This window comes from Pseudomonas sp. B21-017 (genome assembly GCF_024749245.1).
Lineage (GTDB): Bacteria > Pseudomonadota > Gammaproteobacteria > Pseudomonadales > Pseudomonadaceae > Aquipseudomonas.
Window position 1 is genome coordinate 5,375,602 of sequence record NZ_CP087194.1, and the last position, 25,192, is coordinate 5,400,793.

General features: G+C 59.4%; 24 protein-coding genes. 8 read left to right on the forward strand and 16 right to left on the reverse strand.

The genetic code is table 11. The annotated features are described in order from the left end of the window. Positions 1–75: 75 nt before the first annotated feature. The 6 genes from era to lptF form a co-directional block, all read right to left on the reverse strand. Positions 76–978, reverse strand: coding sequence for a GTPase Era (gene era / locus LOY28_RS24380; RefSeq protein ID WP_018927088.1), 903 nt, complete (start codon positions 976–978; stop codon positions 76–78). After that, positions 971–1,660: a ribonuclease III gene (gene rnc / locus LOY28_RS24385; protein ID WP_018927089.1), complete on the reverse strand. Its 690-nt coding sequence runs from the start codon at positions 1,658–1,660 to the stop codon at positions 971–973. Before rnc ends, era begins: the two co-directional genes overlap by 8 nt. 184 nt (positions 1,661–1,844) lie before the next feature. Continuing rightward, on the reverse strand, positions 1,845–2,699 hold the full coding sequence (gene lepB / locus LOY28_RS24390; RefSeq protein ID WP_018927091.1) for a signal peptidase I: 855 nt from the start codon (positions 2,697–2,699) through the stop codon (positions 1,845–1,847). Between the two features lie 5 nt (positions 2,700–2,704). After that, positions 2,705–4,504 carry a translation elongation factor 4 gene (lepA, locus tag LOY28_RS24395; RefSeq protein ID WP_018927092.1) on the reverse strand — a complete coding sequence of 600 codons (1,800 nt, stop codon included), beginning with the start codon at positions 4,502–4,504 and terminating at the stop codon, positions 2,705–2,707. A 237-nt stretch (positions 4,505–4,741) separates the two neighbouring features. Continuing rightward, positions 4,742–5,803, reverse strand: a complete 1,062-nt coding sequence (lptG, locus tag LOY28_RS24400; RefSeq protein WP_018927093.1) for an LPS export ABC transporter permease LptG — start codon at positions 5,801–5,803, stop codon at positions 4,742–4,744. Beyond that, complete coding sequence (gene lptF, locus LOY28_RS24405; RefSeq protein WP_258612657.1) at positions 5,796–6,914, reverse strand: LPS export ABC transporter permease LptF; 1,119 nt, start codon at positions 6,912–6,914, stop codon at positions 5,796–5,798. Before lptF ends, lptG begins: the two co-directional genes overlap by 8 nt. A gap of 295 nt (positions 6,915–7,209) precedes the next feature. Here lptF and LOY28_RS24410 point away from each other — a divergent pair, with 295 nt between their 5' ends. From LOY28_RS24410 to rlmF, 5 genes are all read left to right on the forward strand, one after another. After that, positions 7,210–8,700 (forward strand): leucyl aminopeptidase, encoded by a 1,491-nt coding sequence (locus LOY28_RS24410; protein ID WP_018927095.1) that lies wholly within the window; start codon positions 7,210–7,212, stop codon positions 8,698–8,700. A gap of 60 nt (positions 8,701–8,760) precedes the next feature. Beyond that, positions 8,761–9,189, forward strand: a complete 429-nt coding sequence (locus LOY28_RS24415; protein WP_018927096.1) for a DNA polymerase III subunit chi — start codon at positions 8,761–8,763, stop codon at positions 9,187–9,189. An 8-nt stretch (positions 9,190–9,197) separates the two neighbouring features. Then, on the forward strand, positions 9,198–9,581 hold the full coding sequence (locus LOY28_RS24420) for a hypothetical protein (RefSeq protein ID WP_018927097.1): 384 nt from the start codon (positions 9,198–9,200) through the stop codon (positions 9,579–9,581). Between the two features lie 266 nt (positions 9,582–9,847). Continuing rightward, complete coding sequence (locus LOY28_RS24425) at positions 9,848–12,694, forward strand: valine--tRNA ligase (RefSeq protein ID WP_258612658.1); 2,847 nt, start codon at positions 9,848–9,850, stop codon at positions 12,692–12,694. A gap of 175 nt (positions 12,695–12,869) precedes the next feature. Then, entirely contained in the window at positions 12,870–13,892 is a 1,023-nt protein-coding gene (gene rlmF, locus LOY28_RS24430) for a 23S rRNA (adenine(1618)-N(6))-methyltransferase RlmF (RefSeq protein ID WP_018927099.1), read from the forward strand. A gap of 100 nt (positions 13,893–13,992) precedes the next feature. Here the strand turns inward: rlmF and LOY28_RS24435 are convergent, their stop codons facing one another. After that, positions 13,993–14,274, reverse strand: coding sequence for an HU family DNA-binding protein (locus LOY28_RS24435; protein ID WP_007905514.1), 282 nt, complete (start codon positions 14,272–14,274; stop codon positions 13,993–13,995). 397 nt (positions 14,275–14,671) lie between these two features. Here LOY28_RS24435 and yejK point away from each other — a divergent pair, with 397 nt between their 5' ends. After that, positions 14,672–15,676 carry a nucleoid-associated protein YejK gene (yejK, locus tag LOY28_RS24440; protein ID WP_019581084.1) on the forward strand — a complete coding sequence of 335 codons (1,005 nt, stop codon included), beginning with the start codon at positions 14,672–14,674 and terminating at the stop codon, positions 15,674–15,676. Continuing rightward, a complete protein-coding gene (locus LOY28_RS24445) occupies positions 15,676–16,026 on the forward strand; it encodes a glutaredoxin family protein (protein ID WP_018927101.1) in 351 nt (116 codons plus the stop codon). The genes yejK and LOY28_RS24445 overlap by 1 nt, the downstream gene beginning before the upstream one ends. A 152-nt stretch (positions 16,027–16,178) precedes the next feature. Here LOY28_RS24445 and LOY28_RS24450 read toward each other — a convergent pair whose 3' ends face one another. From LOY28_RS24450 to LOY28_RS24470, 5 genes are all read right to left on the reverse strand, one after another. After that, positions 16,179–17,114 (reverse strand): glutathione S-transferase family protein, encoded by a 936-nt coding sequence (locus LOY28_RS24450; protein ID WP_258612659.1) that lies wholly within the window; start codon positions 17,112–17,114, stop codon positions 16,179–16,181. 88 nt (positions 17,115–17,202) lie between these two features. Further along, positions 17,203–17,523 (reverse strand): GIY-YIG nuclease family protein, encoded by a 321-nt coding sequence (locus LOY28_RS24455; RefSeq protein ID WP_018927103.1) that lies wholly within the window; start codon positions 17,521–17,523, stop codon positions 17,203–17,205. A 40-nt stretch (positions 17,524–17,563) separates the two neighbouring features. Next, a complete protein-coding gene (locus tag LOY28_RS24460; RefSeq protein ID WP_019581088.1) occupies positions 17,564–18,034 on the reverse strand; it encodes a nuclear transport factor 2 family protein in 471 nt (156 codons plus the stop codon). A 100-nt stretch (positions 18,035–18,134) separates the two neighbouring features. Further along, complete coding sequence (locus LOY28_RS24465) at positions 18,135–19,451, reverse strand: CynX/NimT family MFS transporter (protein WP_258612660.1); 1,317 nt, start codon at positions 19,449–19,451, stop codon at positions 18,135–18,137. Beyond that, positions 19,441–20,100 (reverse strand): FadR/GntR family transcriptional regulator, encoded by a 660-nt coding sequence (locus LOY28_RS24470; protein ID WP_258612661.1) that lies wholly within the window; start codon positions 20,098–20,100, stop codon positions 19,441–19,443. Before LOY28_RS24470 ends, LOY28_RS24465 begins: the two co-directional genes overlap by 11 nt. Positions 20,101–20,310: 210 nt before the next feature. Here LOY28_RS24470 and LOY28_RS24475 point away from each other — a divergent pair, with 210 nt between their 5' ends. Then, the gene (locus LOY28_RS24475) at positions 20,311–20,769 is read left to right on the forward strand and encodes an REP-associated tyrosine transposase (RefSeq protein ID WP_258612662.1); all 459 of its coding nucleotides are present in this window, start codon (positions 20,311–20,313) and stop codon (positions 20,767–20,769) included. Between the two features lie 142 nt (positions 20,770–20,911). On the opposite strand, the gene LOY28_RS24480 is transcribed toward LOY28_RS24475, so the two are convergent. The 4 genes from LOY28_RS24480 to LOY28_RS24495 form a co-directional block, all read right to left on the reverse strand. Continuing rightward, positions 20,912–21,676, reverse strand: coding sequence for an amino acid ABC transporter ATP-binding protein (locus tag LOY28_RS24480; protein ID WP_007936266.1), 765 nt, complete (start codon positions 21,674–21,676; stop codon positions 20,912–20,914). Between the two features lie 11 nt (positions 21,677–21,687). Next, positions 21,688–22,785, reverse strand: a complete 1,098-nt coding sequence (locus tag LOY28_RS24485; protein WP_018927108.1) for an amino acid ABC transporter permease — start codon at positions 22,783–22,785, stop codon at positions 21,688–21,690. Between the two features lie 10 nt (positions 22,786–22,795). Beyond that, positions 22,796–23,977 (reverse strand): amino acid ABC transporter permease, encoded by a 1,182-nt coding sequence (locus LOY28_RS24490; RefSeq protein ID WP_258612663.1) that lies wholly within the window; start codon positions 23,975–23,977, stop codon positions 22,796–22,798. Between the two features lie 65 nt (positions 23,978–24,042). After that, positions 24,043–25,074 (reverse strand): amino acid ABC transporter substrate-binding protein, encoded by a 1,032-nt coding sequence (locus LOY28_RS24495; RefSeq protein ID WP_018927110.1) that lies wholly within the window; start codon positions 25,072–25,074, stop codon positions 24,043–24,045. Positions 25,075–25,192: the final 118 nt, after the last annotated feature.

Below are 25,192 nucleotides of genomic sequence, written 5' to 3' on the forward strand. Positions count from 1 at the left end.
CACTGTGGCGAGGGAACTTGCTCCCTCGCCACAAAAGCTCGCTCTTGCAATTGAATCGATGTGCTGCTGGACGATTTACAGGTCGCCGTAACCCAGCGAACGCAAGGCGCGCTCGTCGTCAGACCAGCCACCTTTCACCTTGACCCACAGATTGAGCATGATCTTGGAGTCGAACAGCAGCTCCATGTCCTTGCGCGCTTCGGTGCCGATGCGCTTGATGCGCTCGCCCTTGTCGCCAATGATGATTTTCTTCTGACCGTCACGTTCAACGAGGATCAAAGCGTGAATGTGCAGGGTTTTGCCCTGCTGCTTGAACTCTTCGATTTCCACGGTGATCTGGTACGGCAGCTCGGCGCCCATCTGACGCATGATTTTTTCGCGTACCAGTTCAGCCGCAAGGAAGCGGCTGCTGCGGTCGGTGATCTGATCTTCCGGGAAGAAGTGATCGTTTTCCGGCAGGTGCTCGGCGATCACTCGCTCCAGCGTGTCAAGGTTGTGCCCGTGCTGGGCCGAGATCGGCATGATCTGCGCGTTCGGCAGCTGTTCCTGCAACCAGGTCAGGTGCGGCATCAGCTCGGATTTGTCTTCGATGCGGTCGGTCTTGTTCAGCGCCACAATCAGCGGACCGGTCACGTACTGAACGCGCTCGAGGACCATCTGGTCTTCGTCGGTCCACTTGGTACGGTCAACCACGAAGATCACCACGTCGACGTCTTTCAACGCCGCCGAAGCGGTCTTGTTCATGTAACGGTTCAGGGCCTTTTCGCCGCCCTTGTGCATACCCGGGGTGTCGACGTAGATCGCCTGAACGTCGCCCTCGGTCTTGATGCCGAGCATGTTGTGGCGGGTGGTCTGCGGCTTGCGTGAGGTGATCGCCAGTTTCTGACCCAGAATGTGGTTCAGCAGCGTGGACTTGCCCACGTTGGGACGACCGACGATGGCAACATAGCCACAGCGAGTTGCGGTTGAATCAGTCATTGCCATTCTCCACACCCAGGGCAATCAGTGCTGCGGCGGCCGCTACCTGTTCGGCAATACGACGACTCACACCCTGACCTCGGCTTTTTTCATTCAGTAAGATGATTTCACATTCGACGAAGAACGTCCGGCAATGCGGCTCACCCTGGATATCCACCACTTCGTAACGCGGCAGCTCACAACCACGGGACTGCAGGAATTCCTGCAGGCGGGTTTTCGGATCTTTGTTGGTGTCGACCAGCGTCAGGCCTTCGAACTCTCCGGCCAGCCAGGCCAGCACGCGTTCGCGCGCCACCTCCATGCCGGCGTCCAGGTAGATCGCACCGATCAGCGCTTCGAGGGCATCGGCCAGAATCGACTCGCGACGGAAACCGCCGCTTTTCAATTCGCCGGAGCCCAGGCGCAGGTATTCACCCAGGTCGAAACCACGAGCCAGTACGGCCAGGGTCTCACCTTTCACCAGGCGTGCGCGCAAACGCGACAACTGGCCTTCACGGGCCAGCGGGAAGCGATCGAACAGCGCCTCGCCGGCGACGAAATTGAGGATGGCATCGCCGAGGAATTCCAGGCGTTCGTTGTTGCGCCCGGCAAAACTGCGGTGAGTCAGGGCCAGGACCATCAGTTCCTGATCCTTGAAGGTGTAACCGAGCTGACGCTCGAGACGGCTTAAGGAGACGCTCACGGTTTACCCACGCTGAGTTCGTGGTTGGATTCCACCGCCAGGGCCTTGATGCGGCGCAGGCTTGGGACAATTAACGCTGTGTTCAAAAATAACGTCCTGAATATCGTTGTTTTCATGCTCCTGTCGCCGATTGTGCCGACTCCAGAAATGCATTCGGCGCTGTGTTCAACAGCGCCGTGTGTGATTACTTGATCAGACCAACCCGCGAGAAATTCGGCAGGTGACCGAGTTTGGGTTCCGGCCAGCTCATCCAGACTGCGAAGGCCTTGCCGACGATATTCTTGTCGGGAACCATGCCCAGCAGATCCTTGGGAATGCTCGGATCATCCCAGTAGCGACTGTCGTTCGAGTTGTCGCGGTTGTCGCCCATCATGAAGTAGTGCCCGGCCGGCACGGTCCACGAATGGTCCGGCGTTGCGCGGTAGCGGCTCATTTCCTTGCGGATCAGGTGCTCGGCGGCGCCAAGTTTTTCCTTGTAGAGCTCGGCGCTACCCAACGTGCCCGGCTCGGAGCCGACCAGTTGTTCGGCAATCGACTCACCGTTGACGAACAGGCGCTTGTCGGCGGTGTAGCGAATCTGATCGCCCGGCAGGCCCACTACACGCTTGATGTAGTTGACGTTCGGGTCGCTCGGGTAGCGGAACACCATCACATCGCCGCGCTGCGGATCACCGACTTCGATGACTTTCTTGTCGATCACCGGCAAGCGGATCCCGTAAGAAAACTTGTTCACCAGAATGAAGTCACCGACATCCAGGGTTGGCTTCATCGAGCCGGAAGGAATCTGGAACGGTTCCACCAGGAACGAACGCAGCACCAGCACGATGAACAACACCGGGAAGAACGACTTGCCGTATTCGACCAGCAGCGGCTCTTTGTTCAGTTTCTCGATCACTACCATGTCAGCCTGGCTGACGCTCCCCTGATAGGAGTTGATGGCAGCCCGGCGCCGTGGCGCCAGGAACAGCAGATCGAGCAACGCCAACAGGCCGCAGACGAACACGGCGATGACCAGCAACAGCGGGAAATTTAGTGACATAGGACCTAACTATCCAACCTGAGCACGGCAAGGAAGGCTTCTTGTGGAATTTCCACGTTACCGACCTGCTTCATGCGTTTTTTACCGGCCTTTTGCTTTTCCAGCAGCTTTTTCTTACGGCTGACGTCACCACCGTAGCATTTGGCCAATACGTTCTTTCTGAGTGCCTTGACGGTTGTACGCGCCACAATCTGACCGCCAATGGCGGCCTGGATTGCCACGTCGAACATCTGCCGCGGAATCAGGTCTTTCATCTTCTCGGTCAACTGGCGACCTTTGTAGTGCGAGTTGTCACGGTGCACGATCAGCGCCAGAGCGTCGACCTTGTCGCCATTGATCAGCACGTCCAGTTTCACCAGGCTGGCCGATTGGTAACGATCGAAATGGTAGTCCAGAGAAGCATAGCCGCGACTGGTGGATTTCAAACGATCAAAGAAGTCCAGCACCACTTCGTTCATCGGCAGGTCGTAGGTCACTTGTACCTGGGAGCCGAGGAACAGCATATCGACCTGTACGCCACGTTTTTCGATACACAGGGTAATGACGTTACCCAAGTGCTCTTGCGGCACAAGAATATTGGCGCGCACGATTGGCTCGCGCATGTCTTCGATGGCAGACAGGTCTGGCAGCTTGGACGGGTTATCGACGTAGATCGTCTCGCCGGTCTTGAGCAGCAGCTCGAAGATTACCGTCGGCGCCGTGGTAATCAGGTCCAGGTTGTATTCGCGCTCCAGGCGCTCCTGGATGATTTCCATGTGCAGCATGCCGAGGAAGCCGCAACGGAAGCCGAAACCCAGTGCGTCTGAGCTTTCCGGAGTGTATTGCAGCGACGAATCGTTGAGGGTGAGCTTTTGCAGCGCCTCGCGGAAGTCTTCGAAGTCGTCGGAGCTGACCGGGAACAGGCCGGCGTACACCTGCGGCTGAATGCGTTTGAAGCCTGGCAGCACATCGACGTCCGGCGTCGAGCTCAAGGTCAGGGTATCGCCCACTGGCGCACCGTGAATGTCCTTGATGCTGGCGATGATGAAGCCTACTTCACCGGCCTTCAGGTCGACGGTAGGGGTGTGCTTCGGGTTGAATACACCGACGCTGTCCACCAGGTGGATCTTGCCGGTGGACTTGACCAGAATCTTGTCGCCCTTCTTCACCCGACCGTGGCGCACACGAACCAGGGAAACAACGCCAAGGTAGTTGTCGAACCAGGAGTCGATGATCAACGCTTGCAACGGATCTTCGATGTTGCCGGTCGGCGCGGGAATGGTGTGAACCAGACGCTCGAGCACTTCATCGACGCCCAGGCCGGTCTTGGCACTGCACTCGACCGCGTCGGTGGCATCGATGCCGATGATTTTTTCGATTTCTTCCTTGACGCGCTCCGGATCGGCCTGTGGCAGGTCGATCTTGTTCAGCACCGGCATGACTTCCAGGCCCTGTTCGATCGCCGTGTAGCAGTTGGCAACCGACTGCGCCTCGACGCCCTGACCGGCATCGACCACCAGCAACGCACCTTCACAAGCCGCCAGCGACCGGCTGACTTCATAGGTGAAGTCGACGTGGCCCGGGGTATCAATGAAGTTCAGCTGGTAGTTAATGCCATCGCGGGCTTTGTAATACAGGGTGACGCTGTGGGCCTTGATGGTGATCCCGCGTTCACGTTCCAGGTCCATGGAATCCAGCACCTGGGCTTCCATTTCGCGCTCGGCAAGGCCGCCGCACATCTGGATGAAGCGATCGGCCAGCGTCGACTTGCCATGGTCAATGTGGGCGATGATGGAGAAATTGCGGATATGACTCAAATCACTCACGGATCAACACTCAAAAAGGCTGCAGGCATAGCCCGCCGAAAAATAGCCGGGAATTGTACCTGATCCACGGCGCAAGCGTCACGTTTGCAGGTCAGACGGCGCCTACAAAAACGCCCCGGTCTTGCGACAGGGGCGTTTTTGGCGACTTTTGTAGGAGCCGGCTTGCTGGCGATGGGGACGCCGCGGTGGGTCTGGATGACCGCAGCGATGCAATCGCCAGCAAGCCGGCTCCTACAATCAACCGGCCCGGCGCAGCAACCAGACCCCGGCCAGGGCGCAGACACCGGCCGGCACCAGCACCGCAAACAGCGGCGAGAAGCCGAACACCAGGCTCGAAGGCCCGAGCAAATCCTGGACGATACGGAAGGTGAAGCCCACCAGTACGCCAGTGAAGACCCGCTGACCGAGGGTCACCGAACGCAGCGGACCGAAGATGAAGGAAATCGCCATCAACACCAATGCAGCGGTCACCAGCGGCTGCAACACCTTTACCCAAAACGCCAGCCAGTAACGACCGTTGCTCAGGCCCTGGTCAGCCAGGTAGTGGATGTAATTCCACAGACCGCTGATCGACAACGACTCGGGCGCCATCACCACGGTACTCAGCAGTTGCGGGCTCAGGGCTATTTCCCAGCGCTCCACAGGGGCAGTCACCACTTCGGTACTTTTGTCATGGAACAGCGTGGTCGTGACATCGGTCAGTTGCCAGTGATCGGTATCGAATTCCGCACGTTTGGCGAAGCTCGAAGACAGCATGTGGCGTTGATCGTCAAAACGATAACGGGTCACGCCGTACAACAGACCGTTGGGCTGCACGGAGTTGACGTGAATGAACTCATCACCCTGACGGTGCCACAAACCGTGCTTGGCGCTTTGCGCATCGCCACTGCCCTGGGCCAGCGAGCGGTTGGCTTGAGCGGTGATTTCCGTGGCCGGCGCGACGTACTCGCCAATCACCAGCCCTACCACCATCAGGATCAGCATCGGCTTCATCACGGCCCAGACGATCCGACCAATGGACACACCGGCGGCACGCATGATGGTCAGCTCGCTGTGACTGGCCAGACTGCCGAGACCAATCAGGCAACCGATCAGCGCTGCCATCGGTAACATGTCGTACAGGCGGCGCGGCGCGGTCAGCAACACGTAACTCAGGACATCCATCAGCGTGTAGGTATCGCTGACTTCGCTCATCTCATCGATGAAGGCGAACAGCGTTGCCAAGCCCAGAATGATCCCCAGCACCGCCAGGATCGCGATGAACACGCTGCTACCAATATAGCGATCGAGCTTATCCACGGGCCACCTCCAGCGCGCTGCGGCGACTCGCCATCTTCAAGTTCAGCGACTCCCAGTACAGCAAGCCCAGACCGATGGCCAGGAAGATTGCATGCACCCACCACAAACCCAATGCCGGCGGGATCTTGCCCTTTTCAAGGGCGCCGCGAGCGGCAATCAGGATGGTCAGGTAAGCCATATAAAGAAGAATCGCCGGCAGCAGCTTGAGGAAACGGCCCTGGCGCGGATTGACCCGCGACAGCGGCACCGCCATCAGGGTCACGATGAAGACCAGCAACGGCAAGGACAGGCGCCATTGCAGTTCGGTACGCGAACGGATGTCGTCGCTGGCCAGCAAGGAACTGGTGGTCATCGCATCACGGTCAGTCACTTCGTCGCTGACGTCCGGTTTTGGCAGCAATACACCGTACTCGTCGTACTTGATGGCGCGGTAGTCGGCCAGACCCGGATTACCGTCGTAGCGGTAGCCGTTGTCGAGAATCAGGTAGCGGTTGCCATCAGGCCTGATTTCCTGACGGCCCTTCTCGGCCACCAGTACGGAAATCCCCCGATCCTTGTTGTCGGAACTGACATTCTTTTGCGAAATGAACACGCCGCCCAGATTGATGCGGTCATCCGACAGTTGCTCGGTGTAGGTCACCCGAGTGCCGTCGCGCAAGGCCTGGAAGCGACCCGGCTCGAGGGTGTCGAACTCGGTCAGTGCATCCTGTTTGTTCAGCAGCAGCTGGAACTGGTTGGCACCTTGTGGCGCCAGGCTCAGGCTCAGCCATGCCACGATCAGGGCAACCAGGGTCGCCGGAAAAAGAGTCATGGCAAACAGACGCTGCTGGCTCATGCCAGTGGCAGACAACACGGTCATTTCGCTTTCAAGGTACAGACGACCATAGGCCAGCAGGATCCCGAGAAACAGCCCCAAAGGCAGAATCAGCTGCAGGAAACCTGGCAGACGAAAGCCCATGATCAGGAACAGCGAGCCCGGGTCCAGGAGCCCAGAGGCCGCCTGGGCGAGGTATTTGATGAAGCGTCCGCTCATGATGATGACCAGCAGCACGGCGCTGACGGCACTCAAGGTCAACAGGACTTCGCGGGATAGATAACGGAAGACAATCAAACCAGACACTCCAGGGTTGTCAGGCTAAGCGGCCAAACAAACAAACGTATCAGCCGGCCCGCAGGGCAGAGCCGCCGAAAAAGATGGCGCATTATCCTGTGATTGAGTGCGCCTGTCACTGCGCATGCTCAAGCAGGTACCTGAACCGCTGAAGTTCGCATAACCGAGGGTTGTCAGGCGCAGGCAGCGAGGTTCAAACTGCGGCCTTTGTCGCTGGCAACACACCGGCGCCTTTCTACTTATAGGCAAGCCTCTGCGCGTCGCGCAGTTTGACCATTAATTCAGGGACCCGGACATGGAACTGGTTGTAAAAAGCGTTAGCCCGGAAACGTTGAAGACCGCCACGTTGGTAGTCTCCGTCCGCGAAGGCCGCAAGCTCGGCACCGTTGCCAAACAACTCGACGAACTGAGCGGTGGCGCTATCAGCGCAGTGCTCAAGCGCGGCGACCTGGCCGGCAAAGTCGGCCAAAGCCTGTTGCTGCACAGCCTGCCCAACCTCAAGGCCGAACGCGTGCTGCTGGTGGGCGTGGGCAAGGATGAAGAACTGGGCGATCGCCCGTTCCGCAAAATCATCGCCGGCATCCTCAATACCCTGAAAGGCCTGGGCGGCAGCGATGCAGTGCTGGCCCTGGACGAAGTGGTGGTCAAGGGCCGTGACAGCTATGGCAAGACCCGCCTGCTGGCCGAAACACTGGTGGACGGCGAGTACATCTTCGAACAGTTCAAGAGCCAGAAAGCCGACCCGCGCTCCCTGAAGAAAGTCACTCTGGTGACCATCAAGGCGGCACAGGCTGAAGTCGAACGCGCCGTGGCCCACGCCACCGCGATCGCCAACGGCATGGCCTTCACCCGTGACCTGGGCAACCTGCCGCCGAACATCTGCCACCCGACGTTCCTTGGTGAACAAGCCAAGAACCTGGGCAAAGAGTTCAAAAGCCTGAAGGTCGAAGTCCTCGATGAGAAGAAGATCAAGGACCTGGGCATGGGTTCGTTCTACGCCGTTGGCCAGGGCAGCGCCCAGCCACCGCGCCTGATCGTCATGCAATACAACGGCGGCAAGAAATCCGAGAAGCCGTACGCCCTCGTCGGCAAAGGCATCACCTTCGACACCGGCGGCATCAGCCTCAAGCCAGGCGCCGGCATGGATGAGATGAAGTACGACATGGGCGGCGCCGCCAGCGTGTTCGGCACCCTGCGTGCCGTGCTTGAGCTGAAACTGCCGATCAACCTGGTGTGCATCCTGGCCTGCGCCGAGAACATGCCGAGCGGCAACGCTTCGCGTCCGGGCGACATCGTCACCACCATGAGCGGCCAGACAGTTGAAATCCTCAATACCGACGCCGAAGGCCGTCTGGTGCTGTGCGATGCCCTGACCTACTCCGAACGCTTCAAGCCGCAAGCGGTGATCGACATCGCCACCCTGACCGGTGCTTGTGTCGTGGCACTGGGCGCCCACACCTCGGGCCTGCTGGGCAACAACGACGAACTGATCGGCCAGCTGCTGAGCGCCGGCCAAGCCGCCGACGACCGCGCCTGGCAACTGCCGCTGTTCGATGAGTATCAAGAGCAGCTGGACAGCCCGTTCGCCGACATCGCCAACATCGGCGGCCCGAAAGCCGGCACCATCACCGCCGCCTGCTTCCTGTCGCGCTTCACCAAGAACCTGAACTGGGCACACCTGGACATCGCCGGCACAGCCTGGACCAGCGGCGGCAAGGACAAGGGCGCCACTGGCCGTCCGGTTCCCCTGCTGACCCAATACCTGCTGGACCGCGCCAAAGCCTGAAACCGATGACTTGCAGCGGCGTCACTCTCGGGTGACGCCGCTTGCAACTCAGGAACCGCAATGACCAAAGTCGACTTCTATATCCTGCCCAGCGCCGATCCTTCGGCGCGGCTGGATTTCGCCTGCAAGCTCACCGAAAAAGCCTGGCGCATGGGCCACCGCATTTACCTGCATTGCAGCGATGCCGCCCAGCGTGATGCGCTCGATGCGCGGTTGTGGGCGTTCAAGGGCGAAAGCTTCGTGCCCCACGGCCCTGCCGAAAGCGAGCCGGACGGTTTGATTGTGTTGGGTCTTGGCGATGACTGCGGTCAGCATCAGGATCTGCTGGTCAATCTCGACCTGAAAGTCCCGGCCTTTGCCAGACAATTCGCCCGCGTGGCGGAAGTGGTGGTGGAAGACCCGGCGATTCGTGCGGCTGCGCGGGAGAGTTTTCGTTTCTACCGCGAACAGGGCTATCCTCTGCAAGATCACCGTTTACAGCGACTCTGAGCATTCCGATGGACACTCCAAAACCACCGCAAAAGTCCGTGCACCTGCTGGAAGACCTTGAGTCGATCCGCCAACTGCTCGGCGATGACAACCTGCAACCGCCGTTGCTGACCGACGCCGTCATTGAAGGCGACCAGGAACAGATTCCCATGCTGTTCGACACCGTCGGCCATGCGCCCCAGGTCGAACCGCCACCACCCGCCCCGGCCGCCCAGCCAGCTCCTGCCGCCAACAAGGGCCCCGATGCCCTGTTGCACCTGGATAGCGAGCTGCGCGCCGCCGCGCAATTGATCATGCAAGACGTGATCGACGACTTCGCCCCGCACATCGAAACCGAAATCAAACGCCGCCTTGATGCACGGATGGAACGGTTGCTTAGCCAGTACGAGTAACCTTGAGCCAAGCGGGCTTCTGTGGCGAGGGAGCTTGCTCCCGCTCGGCTGCGAAGCAGCCGCAAAGTCCGAACACTCGATGTACCTGATACACCTGACTTGATGGTGCCGGGGCCGCTTCGCGCCCCAACGGGAGCAAGCTCCCTCGCCACGGGTCCCTTTCACAATTTGATCAGCGCCCTGTCCGCCCCTGCTCGCCCTACGCCCCGTGCCCCGCTATACTTCCCGGCTTTTCCTGAATAAATGCCAATAGGGTCCCGCCGCGCATGGATAAGACCTACCAGCCGCACGCCATTGAAACTTCCTGGTACAACACCTGGGAGTCCGAGAACTACTTCGCCCCTCAAGGCGAGGGCGAGTCCTACACCATCATGATCCCGCCGCCGAACGTCACCGGCAGCCTGCACATGGGTCACGGCTTCAACAACGCGATCATGGACGCCCTGATCCGTTTCCGCCGTATGCAGGGTCGCAACACCCTGTGGCAGCCAGGCACCGACCACGCCGGTATCGCCACGCAAATGCTGGTGGAGCGTCAACTCGAAGCTCAGGGCCAGAATCGCCACGATCTGGGCCGTGAGAAATTCCTCGAGAAAGTCTGGGAATGGAAGGATCAGTCCGGCGGCAACATCAGCCGTCAGATCCGCCGCCTCGGCTCGTCCGTGGATTGGAGCCGTGAGCGCTTCACCATGGACGACGGCCTCTCGGAGGCGGTGAAAGAAGCCTTCGTGCGCCTGCACGAAGACGGTCTGATCTATCGCGGCAAGCGTCTGGTCAACTGGGACACCAAGCTGCACACGGCGATTTCCGACCTTGAAGTGGAAAACCACGACGAGAAAGGTTTCCTGTGGAACCTGAAGTACCCGCTGGCCGATGGCGCCAAAACCGCTGAAGGCAACGACTACCTGATCGTCGCGACCACGCGTCCGGAAACCATGCTCGGCGACGCCGCCGTGGCCGTTAACCCGAACGATGAACGCTACAAAGCCCTGATCGGCAAATTTGTCGAGCTGCCGCTGGTTGGCCGCCGCATCCCGATCATCGCCGACGATTACTGCGACCCTGAATTCGGCACCGGCTGCGTGAAAATCACCCCGGCCCACGATTTCAACGACTACGAAGTCGGCAAGCGCCACAACCTGCCGCTGCTGAACATCTTCGACAAAAACGCCCATGTGCTGCCTGCGGCCCAGGTGTTCAATCTCGACGGCACACTGAACGAGAGCATCGACGGCAAGATCCCGGCCGAATACGCCGGCCTCGACCGCTTCGAAGCGCGCAAGCAGATCGTGGCAGCGTTCGAAGCCGCCGGCCTGCTGGTCAGCGTCGACGACCACGCCCTGAAAGTGCCTAAAGGCGACCGCTCCGGCACCATCATCGAGCCGTGGCTGACCGACCAGTGGTACGTGTCCACCAAGCCATTGGCCGAGCCGGCCATCGCCGCGGTTGAAGACGGCCGCATTCAGTTCGTGCCAAAGCAGTACGAAAACATGTACTTCTCGTGGATGCGCGATATCCAGGACTGGTGCATCAGCCGTCAGCTGTGGTGGGGCCACCGGATTCCGGCCTGGTACGACGAGTCGGGCAAGGTCTACGTCGGTCGCGACGAAGCCGAAGTGCGTGCCAAGCACAACCTGGGCGCCGACATAGCGCTGCAACAAGACAACGACGTTCTGGATACCTGGTTCAGTTCGGGCCTGTGGACCTTCTCCACCCTCGGCTGGCCGGAGCAGACCGAATTCCTGAAGAAGTTCCACTCCACCGACGTGCTGGTGACCGGTTTCGACATCATTTTCTTCTGGGTTGCCCGGATGATCATGCTCACCATGCACCTGGTGAAAAACGAAGACGGCACGCCGCAGGTTCCATTCAAGACTGTTTATGTGCACGGCCTGGTGCGTGATGGCCAGGGCCAGAAGATGTCCAAGTCCAAGGGCAACGTCCTGGACCCGCTGGATATCATCGACGGTATCGAGCTGGAAGATCTGGTGCAGAAACGCACCTCCGGCATGATGCAGCCGAAACTGGCGAAGAAGATCGAGAAGCAGACCCGCGACGAGTTCGCCGAAGGCATCGCCAGCTATGGCACCGACGCCCTGCGCTTCACCTTCTGCTCGCTAGCGTCCACCGGTCGTGACATCAAGTTCGACATGGGCCGCGTCGAAGGCTACCGCAACTTCTGCAACAAGATCTGGAACGCCGCGCGCTACGTGTTGGACAAAGGCGAAGACTGCGGCCAGAACGGCGAAGCCTATGAGCTCTCGCTGGCGGATCGCTGGATCATCTCGCAGTTGCAACGCACTGAAGCCGAAGTGACCCGTCAGCTCGATCAGTTCCGTTTCGACCTGGCAGCACAAGCCTTGTACGAGTTCATCTGGAACCAGTATTGCGACTGGTACCTGGAACTGTCCAAGCCTGTGCTGTGGGACGAAAACGCGCCGGTCGAGCGTCAGCGCGGCACCCGTCGCACTCTGGTTCGAGTGCTGGAAGTCGCTTTGCGCCTGGCTCACCCGTTCATGCCATTCATCACCGAAGAAATCTGGCAGCGCGTCGCACCGCTCGCCGGTATTCAAGGCAAGACGATCATGCTGCAACCTTGGCCAGTGGCCGTTGAGGCACGCATCGACCAGGCTGCCGAAGACGATATCGAATGGCTCAAGGGTCTGATGCTCGGCACGCGTAACATCCGCGGTGAAATGAACATCGGTCCAGGCAAGCCGCTGAACCTGTTCCTGAAAAACGTCAGCGCCGAAGATCAGCGTCGACTCACCGAGAACGAAGCCCTGCTGAAGAAGCTGGCGCGCCTGGAATCGATCACTGTTCTGAAGGCTGGCGAAGAAGCACCACTGTCCGCCACCGCACTGGTTGGCGAGATGGAAGTGCTGGTGCCGATGGCCGGCCTGATCGACAAGGACGCCGAACTGGCGCGCCTGGACAAGGAAATCCTGCGTTTGCAGGGCGAAGTTCAGCGCGTCGGCGGCAAGCTGTCCAACGCCGGTTTCGTCGACAAGGCCCCGGCCGAAGTCATCGAGAAGGAACGCGCCAAACTGGCTGAAGCTGAACAGGCTTTGGGCAAGCTGGCGGAGCAACATGCGCGGATTGCCAGTTTGTAACGGCACATCGCAATAAAACAGGGAGGCCCCAGCGGCCTCCCTTTTTTATGCCCGCCACATACTCCCAAACACCCGCTGCCACAGGGACATACAGCGATCTTCACAATTGGGTGACCAGCAGCTGGATGTGGGACAATACCCACCACTTTTAGCCATACCCGAATCGACCTCGCCCATGACCGCCCCCAGCACACCCAAACCTGCGCGCAAAAAGCCTAAACCCGCGACCCCGGCCAAAGCCGTGGAGCCACGCGAGAAGGCCAGCTTGCACCCGCGCAATCGCCATCAGGGTCGTTACGACTTCCCGGCGCTGATCAAGAGCACGCCGGAACTGGCGAAGTTCGTGATCATCAATCCGTACGGCAAGGAGAGCATCGACTTCGCCAGCCCGGACGCGGTGCGAGTGTTCAACCGGGCGCTGCTCAAGGCGTTCTATGGCATCGCCCATTGGGACATCCCGGCCGACTACCTGTGCCCGCCGGTTCCGGGCCGTGCCGACTACGTGCACTTCCTGGCCGACCTGCTGGCCAGCGTCAACGACGGCGAGATCCCTCGCGGCGCGCCGGTCAAGGTGCTCGATATCGGCATGGGCGCCAACTGCGTCTATCCGCTGATCGGCTACAGCGACTACCGTTGGCACTTCCTCGGCTCGGAAATCGACCCGATAGCCGTAGCCTCAGCCAAAGCCATCGTGCAGTCCAACGGGCTGAACAAAGCCATCCAGCTTCGCCAGCAAACTAATCCCAAGCACATTCTGTTGGGCTTGCTCGAACCCGGCGAACGCTTTGACCTGACGATGTGCAACCCGCCGTTCCACGCCTCGATGGACGAGGCGACCAAGGGTAGCGTGCGTAAATGGCGCGCGCTGGGCCGCGCCGACCCAAAACGCAAACTGCCGGTGCTGAACTTTGGCGGGCAATCGGCCGAACTGTGGTGTGAAGGTGGCGAGGCACGGTTTGTGACGCAACTAATCGCCGAGAGCGCGCACTTTCAACACAAAGTGCTTTGGTTCAGCACCCTGGTCTCGAAAGCCTCGAACCTGCCGGCGATCCAGACGGCGCTGAAAAAGGCCGGCGTATTGGAAAGCCAGGTCGTGGAAATGTCCCAAGGGCAGAAGCAAAGTCGCTTCGTCGCCTGGACCTTCCAGACCAAATCCGAGCAACAGGTCTGGCGCGAGCGCTGGGCCCGCAAAAGCTGAGTAACAACCGAGACAGCGATTGAGCCTGATCAATCGCTGAATCGCAGACACAAAAAAACCGTGCCCGGATTGCTCCGGAGCACGGTTTTTTTAACAAGTCTTACTTGTTGACAGCGTCGGTCAGGCCTTTGGCCACAACCAGCTTGATCACTTTCTTGGCAGCGATTTCGATGGCAGCGCCAGTCGAAGGGTTGCGGCCGGTACGGGCAGGACGCTCAGTCACTTTCAGCTTGCCGATACCTGGCAGAGTGATTTCGCCGCCGTTTTCCAGCTGATCGGCAACGATTTGGCCCAGTTGGTCCAGAGCGTTACGCGCGGTGGTTTTTGGCGCGTCGATAGCTTCAGCGATGTCGGCGATCAGTTGGTCTTTAGTAAGAGCCATTGTAGTGTTCCTTCCCTATCAAATTCATATGGATTGCAGAGTGCAGTGTCAGCCATCGAGCCCGATCTTCTGGATCTGGCACCCTCGGCCATAACCACGACGAGTCGGGGTTATAGATACCGAAATCAGGGTTTGGTTCGACCTGACAAATGCTGAATGCACGCTTAACGCAGTGACTTCGCGTAAGACCGGGCAAAACTAGCACAGAGACGGGGAAATATCCGCCTCTAGCTACCCATTTGGTCAGCTTTATTGCTCTAAATCGGGAAAAAATCACATCAGGGTCGCCGGAGAGCTTCGAATTGCCCTTCGGACCACGCCAAAACCAGTGGTTGCGGTACACTGGGCGCTTTTTCGGGGGAGCACGCCCTCCTCTCTCCAATCAGCCGAGAAGCCCATGCCGATCCGTCATTGCATCGTCCACCTGATCGACAAAAAACCCGACGGCACACCCGCAGTTCTTCACGCCCGCGACTCTGAACTGGCTGAGTCCGCGGCCATCGAGAACATGCTCGCCGACTTGAACGAAAGCTATAACGCCAAACAGGGCAAAGCCTGGGGGCTGTTCCATCCGGAGTCCGGTGCATTTCCATTCAGCGGCTGGCTGAAGGAATACCTCGACGGTGGTCGTGATTTCACGGCCTTCAGCCGGGTGGCGGTCGAACATCTGCAAAAGCTGATGGAAGAATCCAACCTCTCGGTCGGTGGCCATGTGCTGTTCGCGCATTACCAGCAAGGCATGACCGATTACCTGGCCATCGCCCTGCTGCACCACAGCGAAGGCGTGGCGGTGACCGATCAGCTGGACGTGACCCCTTCGCGACATCTGGACCTTGGCCAGTTGCACCTCGCAGCGCGGATAAACGTCTCCGAGTGGCAGAACAACAAACAGTCCAAGCAGTACATCTCGTTCATCAAAGGCAAGAATGGCAAAAAGGTTTCGGAGTACTTCCGCGACTTCATCGGCTGCCAGGAAGGCGTCGACGGCCCCGGTGAAACCCGCACTTTGCTCAAGGCGTTCAGTGACTTCGTCGAAAGCGAAGACTTGCCGGAAGAGTCCGCGCGCGAGAAGACCAAGACCCTGGTGGATTACGCCAGCAGCCAGGCCAAAATGGGCGAGCCCATGGGCCTGGAAGAGTTGTCCGGACTGATCGACGAAGATCGCCCGAAAGCCTTCTACGATCACATCCGCAACAAGGACTACGGCCTGTCCCCGGAGATCCCGGCGGACAAGCGTACCCTGAACCAGTTCCGCCGCTTCACCGGTCGCGCCGAAGGCCTGTCGATCAGCTTCGAAGCGCACCTGCTGGGCTCGAAGATCGAATACGACGAAGAAGCCGGCACGTTGATCATCAAAGGCCTGCCGACCCAACTGACCGACCAGCTCAAGCGACGCAACTGATGCTCGGCGGCGTGTTGAAAAAATTCCTGCTGATCCTGCTGGTGGTCGTGGTTTACCAGAACTGGGGCAAGATCGAACGGGTACTTCACCCCTCGCAGGTGGTGTCCGAGCAGACCCAGGCCAAGGCCAACGTCGTGCTCTACGCCACTGACTGGTGCGGCTACTGCAAGCTGACCCGGCGCTTCCTCGATCAGAAAGGTATTCCGTACAAGGAATTCGATATCGAGAAGGATGCCGTGGCGCGCAAAGCCTATGAGGCACTCGGCGGACGCGGGATTCCGATCATCGATGTGAATGGAACGTTGATTCGCGGGTATGACCCGGACCAGGTGCTTGCGGCGCTGAAATAACCATCAGCTTCAAACAATCCTGTGGCGAGGGGGCTTGCCCCCGTTCGGCTGCGCAGCAGTCGCAATTTCCCGTGGATACGGTTTTCTCATCGAAATGCTGGGGCCGCTTCGCGACCCAACGGGGGCAAGCCCCCTCGCCACAGGTGCGTACGTCAGCAAGCCTCTATGCGAAACCCGAACCGCGGAAAGTGCACATGCACCACACCGGCCCGCTCGTCTTCACGGCGCAGAATCAACTCTTCGCTGCCGGCAAACATCAACTCACCCGCCACCGGATCAACCCCGTAATCGGTCGCTGCAATCACCACCTGCTGGCCAACCTCGAACCCGTTCGGCTCATCGAACTGCTCATCCGGCAACGGGGCCGGTGTGGCATTGCGGGCAATCTCTAGCGCTTGCTCGGCCGTCATCTCGCTGAATGCGCCATGACCAAAACCCATCACGCGGCCAAACCACGCCGAAACGGCCGGATAAGCATCCACTAACGGTGACGTCACGTGCGTCGCCTTGAGGAACCACAGCGAGTGAGCCAGGGCAAAGTCGGCAATCGACGGTTCGCCGAACAGGAAGTCCCCCTGCTCGCGTTGAAGCTGCTGCTCCAGACGCGCCATGATCGTTGGCCACTGATGCTTTGCCTGCTCGGCCGACAACCGAGTGGCACTGCCACCGCTGAACAAGCCGGAGCGATCGGCCAGAAATGCCTTGATCGCTTCCGGCGACAATTTGCCGAAGCGCACCGCTACCGATTCTGGCTGGAACACCAGGCTGACCGCATGCTGGAACACCACTGAATCGGCCCACGCCGCAAAGGTCGCCGTGACCATTTCCTGGCCTTCCGGGAAAAACGCCGGTGAAGCTTTTTCCTGCTCCAGACGACGAGCGATCAACGCGGTGTCGCAATAGACATCAGCACCGATCTGCAACACCGGCGTCTTGCGGTAGCCGCCGGTCAGGGCCGTCAGGTCGGGTTTTGGCATCACCGGCGAGATCATCACAGAGCGCCAGGACAACCCCTTGAAGCCCAGCAGCAAGCGGGCCTTTTCGGCGAAAGGGGACGTCGGGTAATGATGCAGAATCAACTCGGACATGCTCGGCTCCGCCGCTCGGATAAGGAGCCCGCAGCTTAACGCGCAATCGGCAGGCAGCCTACCCATCTGCCTGATGGGCGCCTATCAGTCAGATTGATAAGCCCGCAGCCGCACTCGCCACCAGACATTCCTTGGCGCTTTTCTTGAGTTTCTTGATCAAACGCTCCTGGCGCAGCGCTTCGCCTTTATCGCGGCAGCGCTCGGTATAAACCAGCGCCACGGCCGGGCTCGACAGGAAGAAGCGCGCGCCCTTGCCACTCTGATGGGTGGCGAAGCGACGTACGGGATCGTCGCTGATCCCGCAGTAGAGCGAACCATTGGCCGCGCGAACGAGGTAGACGAACCAGGGTTTGCTGACAGGCACCGACGGTTCGGCGGCAATGACGGAAGATTCGCTCGAGGTGCTCACGTGACGATCAAGGCTTGAAAGAAAACAAGCCGCGATCTTATCAGCGACTGGCCTGGAATGCCTTCAGGCCCTTCAAGGCCTGAGCACGCACGGCGTTTCTCACCACCGGCGTCCAGCCCAGCAACAGCCCTTTGAAACCCAGCGCCTGACGCGACCAGCGCCACAGATCAAAACTGTCGTGGTGCTCGCAGATCTTGCCGTCGCGAAATACGAAACGCGCCTGAATGTCGTTGACCACGATATTGCCGGTCTGGCTGAACAGGTACGTCGCCACCCAATGGGCGCCGCCAGTGCGCTCATCGCTGCGCACGTTATCGAAGGTCAGGGAGAAGTCCTTGGCGCGGGTGGTGAGCATGCGCCACATATCGCCGGCATCGCGCCCGCGCAGCTCGCCGAACGCCGGATCACTGAACACCACGTCGTCGGTGTAGCAGGCGCTCATGGCCTCGGCATCCAGCCGCTGAAAGGCTTGGTAGAACCGGGTGATCAAGGCGTTGTGGGCATCACTCATGGGCAGGCTCCGGAAAATAGGCAGATTGCCAGCACGATAATCTGCAAACAGACGAAACACCATCAGCATTCGTACCCCGAATACCGACAGAGTGTGCGAATCAGATCTTTTCGCTTTCGACCTGCACGTACAGCGAACGCCCGGCACCTAGGCCGGCGATGATCGCGCCGAGACCAATGACACCGAAGATCCAGCCCAGAGCGCTCCAGCCGCCAGTCCAGTCATGCACCACACCGACTGCGAACGGCCCCATGGATGCCAGGGTGTAGCCGAAACCCTGGGCCATGCTCGACAGATTGGCCGCGACATGAGCATCCCTCGAGCGCAACACGATCAGGGTCAATGCCAGGCTGAACGTAGCGCCCTGCCCCAGTCCCAGCAGGATTGCCCAGCCCCAAAGGCCGTCGATCGGCGCATACAGGCAACCGAACAAGCCGCCGAGGGTCATTGCCATGACGATCACGATCGCCAGCCGCTGATCCTTGCCACGGGTCGCCAGCCACGGTGCGGCCAGCGAGCTGATCAACTGGACAATCACCGAACCCGACAGCACCAGACCGGCCTGGGTTGGCGTCAGACCGCGACCGATCAGAATCGACGGCAGCCAACCGAATACGATGTAAGCCAGAGACGATTGCAGGCCCATGTACAAGGTCACTTGCCAGGCCAGCGGATCGCGCAACAGGCCTCGGACCCGATAGGCAACGTTATGTGCGCCGTGTTTCTGACCGACTTGCGGCAGCCAGAACATCGCCGCGACCAAGGCCGGAACCACCCAGAAGCCAAGGCCCAGCGCCCAACTCTTGTCGAAATGTTCGCTCAACGGCACGGTCGCGCCGGCCGCCATGGCCGCGCCCAGGCACAGGGCCATGGTGTAGACGCCGGTCATGGTGCCGGCCTGTTTCGGGAAGTCGCGCTTGACGATGCCGGGCAGCAGCACGCCGATCACCCCGATGCTGGCGCCGGCCAGCACGCTGCCGGCGAAAAGGCCGATCTCGCCGAACGAGCTGCGCAGAATAATCCCGCCGGCCAACATCAGGAGAATCCCCAGCACCACCCGCTCGGCACCAAAACGTCGCGCAAGCACCGGCGCCAACGGCGCGAACAGACCAAGGCAAAGCACCGGCAAGGTGGTCAGCAAACCGGCCTGGGCAGCCGATAGCCCCAGTGTTTTCGAGACCTCGCTGAGCATCGGCGCCATGCTCGACAGCGCCGGACGCAAGTTCAGCGCCACCAGAATCAGCCCCAGCAGCAACAGCCACGGGCGCCGCAGGAGCGGGTGACTTCGCTGAACCTCTGCATCATCGGCCTCGGCATCGATCAACAGCTCTTCGAGCTCCGCCGTCCGCTTGAGCTCAGTGGTGCGGCTGTGGCTCGCCTGCTGACTGGACATCGGATTCTCGGTTTCAAGGTTCATTGATCAATTGCCTCATCAGGGCTTTGGCCCGTTCCGGGTCGCGTTGTTCGACGGCATAGAGCAGCTCGATATGCAGGTCGAACACCGCTTGGCGTCGGGGGGTGACGTTCAGGGTCTGACGCAACTGCGCGCCCACGACGCTGGAGAAGTAGCGATACAGCTCGCTGAGGGTCGGGTTGTGCGCCGCGTCCACCAGACGACGATGAAACACCAGGTCACAGGCGATGTAGGTGTCGAGATCGCCGTGGTAGTGACTGCCGCTGACGCCCAGCGCCTCGCGCAACGCCACCAGGTCTTCATCGGTGCGGCGTAATGCAGCCAGACCGATGGCTTCGACTTCCAGAATGTGCCGGGTTTCCCGAGCCTGTTCCTGAGAGCAGCGGGACAGCGCCTTCATCGTATCCAAAGGATCGACTACCGCCCGCACGTAGCTGCCGTCGCCCTGGCGGATCTCGATCAACCCGGAAAACGCCAACACGCGCATGGCTTCGCGCACGGTGTTGCGACTGATGCCCAGCTCCGTCGCCAATTCCGGCTCGGTGGGCAAGCGCTGGCCGACCGTCCAGACACCTTGATTAATGCGCAGGCGCAACTGGTCCAGGGCCTGATCGACCAAGGACCGTTTAATTAATGGAGAAATATCTGACATAGAATTCGCCCTTTCATCCAATCATAGGATGAATTTTCTGACATGTTAGTCAGCTTCGTCCGACAAGGCAACGGGCTCACGCAAACCCTGTAGGAGCCGGCTTGCTGGCGATGGCGATCGTACCGACACATTCAGAACTGAACTTTGGCAATGCCCCTCACTATTGCGTACTAGCCTTCTGTTTCTCTCAAAACACAGGAGGGCAATGGAATGCCCGATCTTCCCCATGCCAATCGCTTACGCGCCGGACGTTATTCCCAAACCGGCCAAATCTACCTGCTGACAGCTGTCACCTGGAATCGCACCCCGTTTTTTACTGACTGGCGGGCAGGACGTCTGGTGGTAGACCACTTTCGTCAGGCGCAGACAGAAGAATGGGTCGATTCCCTCGCCTGGGTGGTGATGCCCGGCCATTTTCATTGGCTGGTCGAACTGAAGAACAACTCGTTGTCGGCGTTGGTGCTGGCAACCAAATCGCGCAGCGCGCGGGCGGTAAACGCGCGACTGGAGCGCAGAGGGATGGTATGGCAGAGAGGTTTCCATGATCGCGCGATTCGCCGTGAAGCGGATCTGCAAGCGGTCGCCCGATACATCGTTGCCAATCCATTGCGTGCGGGGCTTGTCACACGTGTGCACGATTACCCATTGTGGGATGCCAAATGGCTATAGCCGGGATACTCGGTGGCGTCTGGTATGCCGCCATCGCCAGCAAGCCGGCTCCTACAGGGTTCGCGGTCAGCAGGTGGAGCGTTTCATTGGAGCAAAAAAAACCCGGAACAGAGTCCGGGTTTATTTCACTGCCAAGCGCCTATCAATGCAGGATCTGGCTCAGGAACAACTTCGTCCGCTCGTTCTGCGGGTTGTCGAAAAAGTCGTTCGGCGCGGCCTGCTCGACGATTTCACCCTTGTCCATGAAGATCACGCGGTTGGCCACGGTACGGGCGAAGCCCATTTCGTGGGTCACGCAGAGCATGGTCATGCCGTCTTCGGCCAGGCCGATCATGGTGTCCAACACCTCTTTCACCATCTCCGGGTCGAGTGCCGACGTCGGTTCGTCGAACAGCATGATTTTCGGTTTCATGCACAGGGCACGGGCAATCGCCACACGCTGTTGCTGACCACCGGACAGTTGCCCCGGGTATTTATGCGCCTGCTCTGGAATGCGTACGCGCTCCAGGTAATGCATGGCGATTTCTTCGGCCTTGCGCTTGGGCATCTTGCGTACCCACATCGGCGCCAAGGTGCAGTTCTGCAGAATGGTCAGGTGCGGGAACAGGTTGAAGTGCTGGAACACCATGCCGACTTCACGACGGATCGCTTCGATCTGCTTGAGGTCGTTGGTCAGTTCCACGCCATCGACCACGATACGGCCCTGCTGGTGTTCTTCCAGGCGATTGAGGCAACGGATGGTGGTGGATTTGCCGGAACCCGACGGGCCGCACAGCACGATACGCTCGCCCTGCTTGACGTTCAGGTTGATGTCTTTCAACACGTGGAACTGGCCGTACCACTTGTTTACGCCCTGCATCTGAATAATGCCTTGAGGACTCACAGGCTGTTTGATCGCTTCACTCATAAACTACGCTCCTAACGCTTGTGGCCAGTGTCCAGCTTGCGTTCCAAATGCATGGAATAGCGGGACATACCAAAACAGAAAATCCAGAACACCAGGGCCGCGAACACATAGCCTTCAGTGGCCATGCCCAACCATTTCGGGTCGGCGGCGGCTTGCTTGACGCTGTTGAGCAAGTCGAACAGGCCGATGATGATCACCAGGCTCGTGTCCTTGAACAGCGCAATGAAGGTGTTGACGATGCCAGGGATTACCAGCTTCAGGGCTTGCGGCAAAATCACCAGGCCCATACTGCGCCAGTAACCGAGGCCCATTGCCGCAGCCGCTTCGTACTGACCTTTAGGGATCGCTTGCAGACCGCCACGCACCACCTCGGCGATGTACGCCGACTGGAACAGGATCACGCCGATCAACGCCCGCAGCAATTTGTCGAAGTTCATGCCTTCGGGCAGGAACAACGGCAACATCACCGACGACATGAACAGCACCGTGATCAACGGCACACCGCGCCAGAACTCGATGAAGGTCACGCAGACCACCCGAATCGCCGGCATGTTCGAACGACGGCCCAGGGCCAGCACGATACCCAGCGGCAGTGCGCCGACGATACCGACGGTAGCGATCACCAGGGTCAGCATCAGGCCGCCCCACTGGCTGGTCGCCACCTGGCTCAGACCGAATACACCACCGTGCAGCAGGAGGTAGGCAATGATCGGATAGAGCACCAGAAAGCTCAGGCCGTAGATTGCCTTGTGCGGAACACGTGCGATGAACAACGGCGCCACGCCGATAACTGCCAGCCACACGGTCAGGTCCACGCGCCAGCGCAAGTCCACCGGGTAGTAGCCATACATGAACTGGCCGAAGCGCTGCTCAATGAACACCCAGCAAGCGCCGGCCTTGGTGCAATCGGCACGGGTGGTGCCGACCCAATTGGCGTCGAGAATCGCCCAGCTCACGAGAGGCGGAACTATCAGGTAAATCAGATAGAACGCGAACAACGTCAGCAGGGTGTTGATCCAGCTGGAAAACATGTGCGCCCGCATCCACGCCACGACACCGATGCTGCTGCTCGGTGGAGGCATGTCGGGTTTGAAAGTATGAGTCGTCATGCGCTCTTCCTTACCGCTCGATCAGCGCAATGCGCTTGTTGTACCAGTTCATCAGCAGGGAAATGCTGATACTGATCGCCAGGTACACGCTCATGGTGATGGCAATGACTTCGATCGCCTGTCCGGTCTGGTTCAGCACCGTACCGGCAAACAACGACACCATCTCCGGATAACCGATACCGGCCGCCAGCGAGGAGTTTTTCGCCAGGTTCAGGTATTGGCTGGTCAGCGGCGGAATGATCACACGCAGGGCTTGCGGGATGATCACCTTGCGCAGGGTCGGACCGTTGCGCAGCCCCAGCGAGTGAGCCGCTTCGGTCTGGCCGTGGCTGACCGACTTGATGCCCGAACGCACGATTTCGGCGATGAACGCCGCGGTGTACACCGTCAGGGCCAGGGTCAGTGCCAGCAGTTCAGGGATCAGCACCCAGCCGCCTACAAAGTTGAAACCTTGCAGCTGTGGCATTTCCCAATGCAGCGGCGCGCCGAAGATCAATGCGCACAACGCAGGGATCACCAGGAACATTGCCAGGCCTACCCAGAATTTGTGGAACGGTACGCCGGTCTCTTCGAAACGCTTGTTGGCCCAGCGGCACATCAGCACGATCGCGACAATGGCCACGACGATGCTCACCACAAACGGCCAGAAACCGTTCGCTGTCAACGCTGCCGGCATGTTCAGGCCGCGGCTGCTGACGAAGAAGGTGTCGCCGAAGTTATGGCTATTGCGCGGCCCTGGCATGGTGAGAAACACCGCGAAGTACCAGAACAGGATTTGCAGCAGCGGCGGAATGTTACGGAAGACCTCGACATAAACCGTCGCCATCTTGGCAATGATCCAGTTCTTCGAGAGTCGTGCCACACCGACGATGAAACCGAGGATCGTCGCCAGGATCACGCCGATGAACGTCACCAGCAAGGTGTTGAGCAGGCCGATGACAAACACCCGGGCATAACTGTCCGATTCGGTGTAGTCGATCAGGTGCTGAGCGATGCCGAAACCGGCGCTGCGCTCAAGAAAGCTAAAACCGGAGGTAATGCCCCGGTGTTGCAGGTTGGTTTGAGTGTTGTCGAACAGGTACCAACCCATCCCGACCACGGCGATAACCGTAATGATCTGAAACAGCCACGCACGCACTCGCGGATCGCTGAGGCTGAACCTCTGCTTTGGTGCGCCGATTGAATTTTGCATGAAGTGCCCCGGAAATAATGGAACAGAACATCACCCGGTGGTTGGCCCACCGGGTGATAGAACCATCAGCGCACTGGTGGTGCGTATTGAATGCCGCCGTTGGTCCACAGGGCGTTCAAGCCACGGTCGATTTCCAGCGGAGTGCCCTTGCCGAGGTTTCTCTCGAAGACTTCGCCGTAGTTACCGACCTGCTTGACGATTTTCACCACCCAGTCTTTCGGCAGCTTCAGATCCTTGCCGTACTCACCGTCGGCGCCCAGCAGACGAGCAACATCCGGGTTCTTGGTCGACTTGGCTTCTGCCTCGACGTTCTTCGAAGAGATACCGGCTTCTTCGGCGTTGAGCATCGCGTAGCCAACCCAACGAACGATTGCCAGCCACTCATCGTCGCCGTTACGCACGACCGGCCCCAAAGGCTCTTTGGAGATGGTTTCAGGCAGAACGATGTAATCTTTCGGCGAGGCCAGTTTGCTGCGCTGTGCATACAACTGGGACTTGTCGGAGGTCAGCACGTCGCAACGACCGGATTCCAGCGACTTGGCGCTTTCATCGGAAGTGTCGAAGGTGATCGGGGTGTACTTCAGGCCGTTGGCGCGGAAGTAGTCGGACACGTTCAGCTCGGTGGTGGTACCGGCTTGAATACAGATGGTCGCGCCATCCAGTTCCTTGGCACTTTTCACGCCCAGCTTGCTGTTGGCCAGGAAGCCTACGCCGTCGTAATAGGTGATGAAGCCAGGAAACTTCAGGCCCATGCCCGCGTCACGGGAACTGGTCATGGTGGAGTTGCGCGACAGCATGTCGATTTCGCCGGATTGCAGAGCAGTGAAACGCTCCTTGGCATTCAACTGGCTGAATTTGACCTTGGTCGCATCACCAAACACTGCAGCAGCTACAGCGCGGCAGAAGTCAGCATCGATGCCAACGATCTTGCCGGTAGAGTCCGGAACCGAGAAACCCGGCAAACCGTCACTCACACCGCACTGTACAAAACCTTTCTTCTGCACTGCATCCAGGGTTGCACCCGCCTGAGCGAACCCACTGACACCGAGCACTGCAGCTGCAGTCACGACGGCCAGGGTGGATTTCAACATCTTCATTCAAACCTCCAGTTTTGCTCTTGTTGTGTCGGAGCTTGAGCCCTGTCGCACCCTTTTGAGGCGTTGCTGACCCTTGTTGGCTTTTTTTAGGGTCAACCGACGTAAGGACCGTCGCTAT

What these genes read in the sequence shown, in the direction of transcription:
- LOY28_RS24445 (WP_018927101.1), top strand. Translation starts at nt 15,676, where the DNA reads ATGCTCGGCGGCGTGTTGAAAAAATTCCTGCTGATCCTGCTGGTGGTC.
- yejK (WP_019581084.1), top strand. Translation starts at nt 14,672, where the DNA reads ATGCCGATCCGTCATTGCATCGTCCACCTGATCGACAAAAAACCCGAC.
- LOY28_RS24425 (WP_258612658.1), top strand. Translation starts at nt 9,848, where the DNA reads ATGGATAAGACCTACCAGCCGCACGCCATTGAAACTTCCTGGTACAAC.
- LOY28_RS24470 (WP_258612661.1), bottom strand. Translation starts at nt 20,100, where the DNA reads ATGTCAGATATTTCTCCATTAATTAAACGGTCCTTGGTCGATCAGGCC.
- LOY28_RS24485 (WP_018927108.1), bottom strand. Translation starts at nt 22,785, where the DNA reads ATGACGACTCATACTTTCAAACCCGACATGCCTCCACCGAGCAGCAGC.
- LOY28_RS24410 (WP_018927095.1), top strand. Translation starts at nt 7,210, where the DNA reads ATGGAACTGGTTGTAAAAAGCGTTAGCCCGGAAACGTTGAAGACCGCC.
- LOY28_RS24450 (WP_258612659.1), bottom strand. Translation starts at nt 17,114, where the DNA reads ATGTCCGAGTTGATTCTGCATCATTACCCGACGTCCCCTTTCGCCGAA.
- LOY28_RS24415 (WP_018927096.1), top strand. Translation starts at nt 8,761, where the DNA reads ATGACCAAAGTCGACTTCTATATCCTGCCCAGCGCCGATCCTTCGGCG.
- LOY28_RS24420 (WP_018927097.1), top strand. Translation starts at nt 9,198, where the DNA reads ATGGACACTCCAAAACCACCGCAAAAGTCCGTGCACCTGCTGGAAGAC.
- LOY28_RS24435 (WP_007905514.1), bottom strand. Translation starts at nt 14,274, where the DNA reads ATGGCTCTTACTAAAGACCAACTGATCGCCGACATCGCTGAAGCTATC.
- lepB (WP_018927091.1), bottom strand. Translation starts at nt 2,699, where the DNA reads ATGTCACTAAATTTCCCGCTGTTGCTGGTCATCGCCGTGTTCGTCTGC.
- LOY28_RS24495 (WP_018927110.1), bottom strand. Translation starts at nt 25,074, where the DNA reads ATGAAGATGTTGAAATCCACCCTGGCCGTCGTGACTGCAGCTGCAGTG.
- LOY28_RS24460 (WP_019581088.1), bottom strand. Translation starts at nt 18,034, where the DNA reads ATGAGTGATGCCCACAACGCCTTGATCACCCGGTTCTACCAAGCCTTT.
- era (WP_018927088.1), bottom strand. Translation starts at nt 978, where the DNA reads ATGACTGATTCAACCGCAACTCGCTGTGGCTATGTTGCCATCGTCGGT.
- LOY28_RS24480 (WP_007936266.1), bottom strand. Translation starts at nt 21,676, where the DNA reads ATGAGTGAAGCGATCAAACAGCCTGTGAGTCCTCAAGGCATTATTCAG.
- rlmF (WP_018927099.1), top strand. Translation starts at nt 12,870, where the DNA reads ATGACCGCCCCCAGCACACCCAAACCTGCGCGCAAAAAGCCTAAACCC.
- LOY28_RS24475 (WP_258612662.1), top strand. Translation starts at nt 20,311, where the DNA reads ATGCCCGATCTTCCCCATGCCAATCGCTTACGCGCCGGACGTTATTCC.
- LOY28_RS24465 (WP_258612660.1), bottom strand. Translation starts at nt 19,451, where the DNA reads ATGAACCTTGAAACCGAGAATCCGATGTCCAGTCAGCAGGCGAGCCAC.
- LOY28_RS24490 (WP_258612663.1), bottom strand. Translation starts at nt 23,977, where the DNA reads ATGCAAAATTCAATCGGCGCACCAAAGCAGAGGTTCAGCCTCAGCGAT.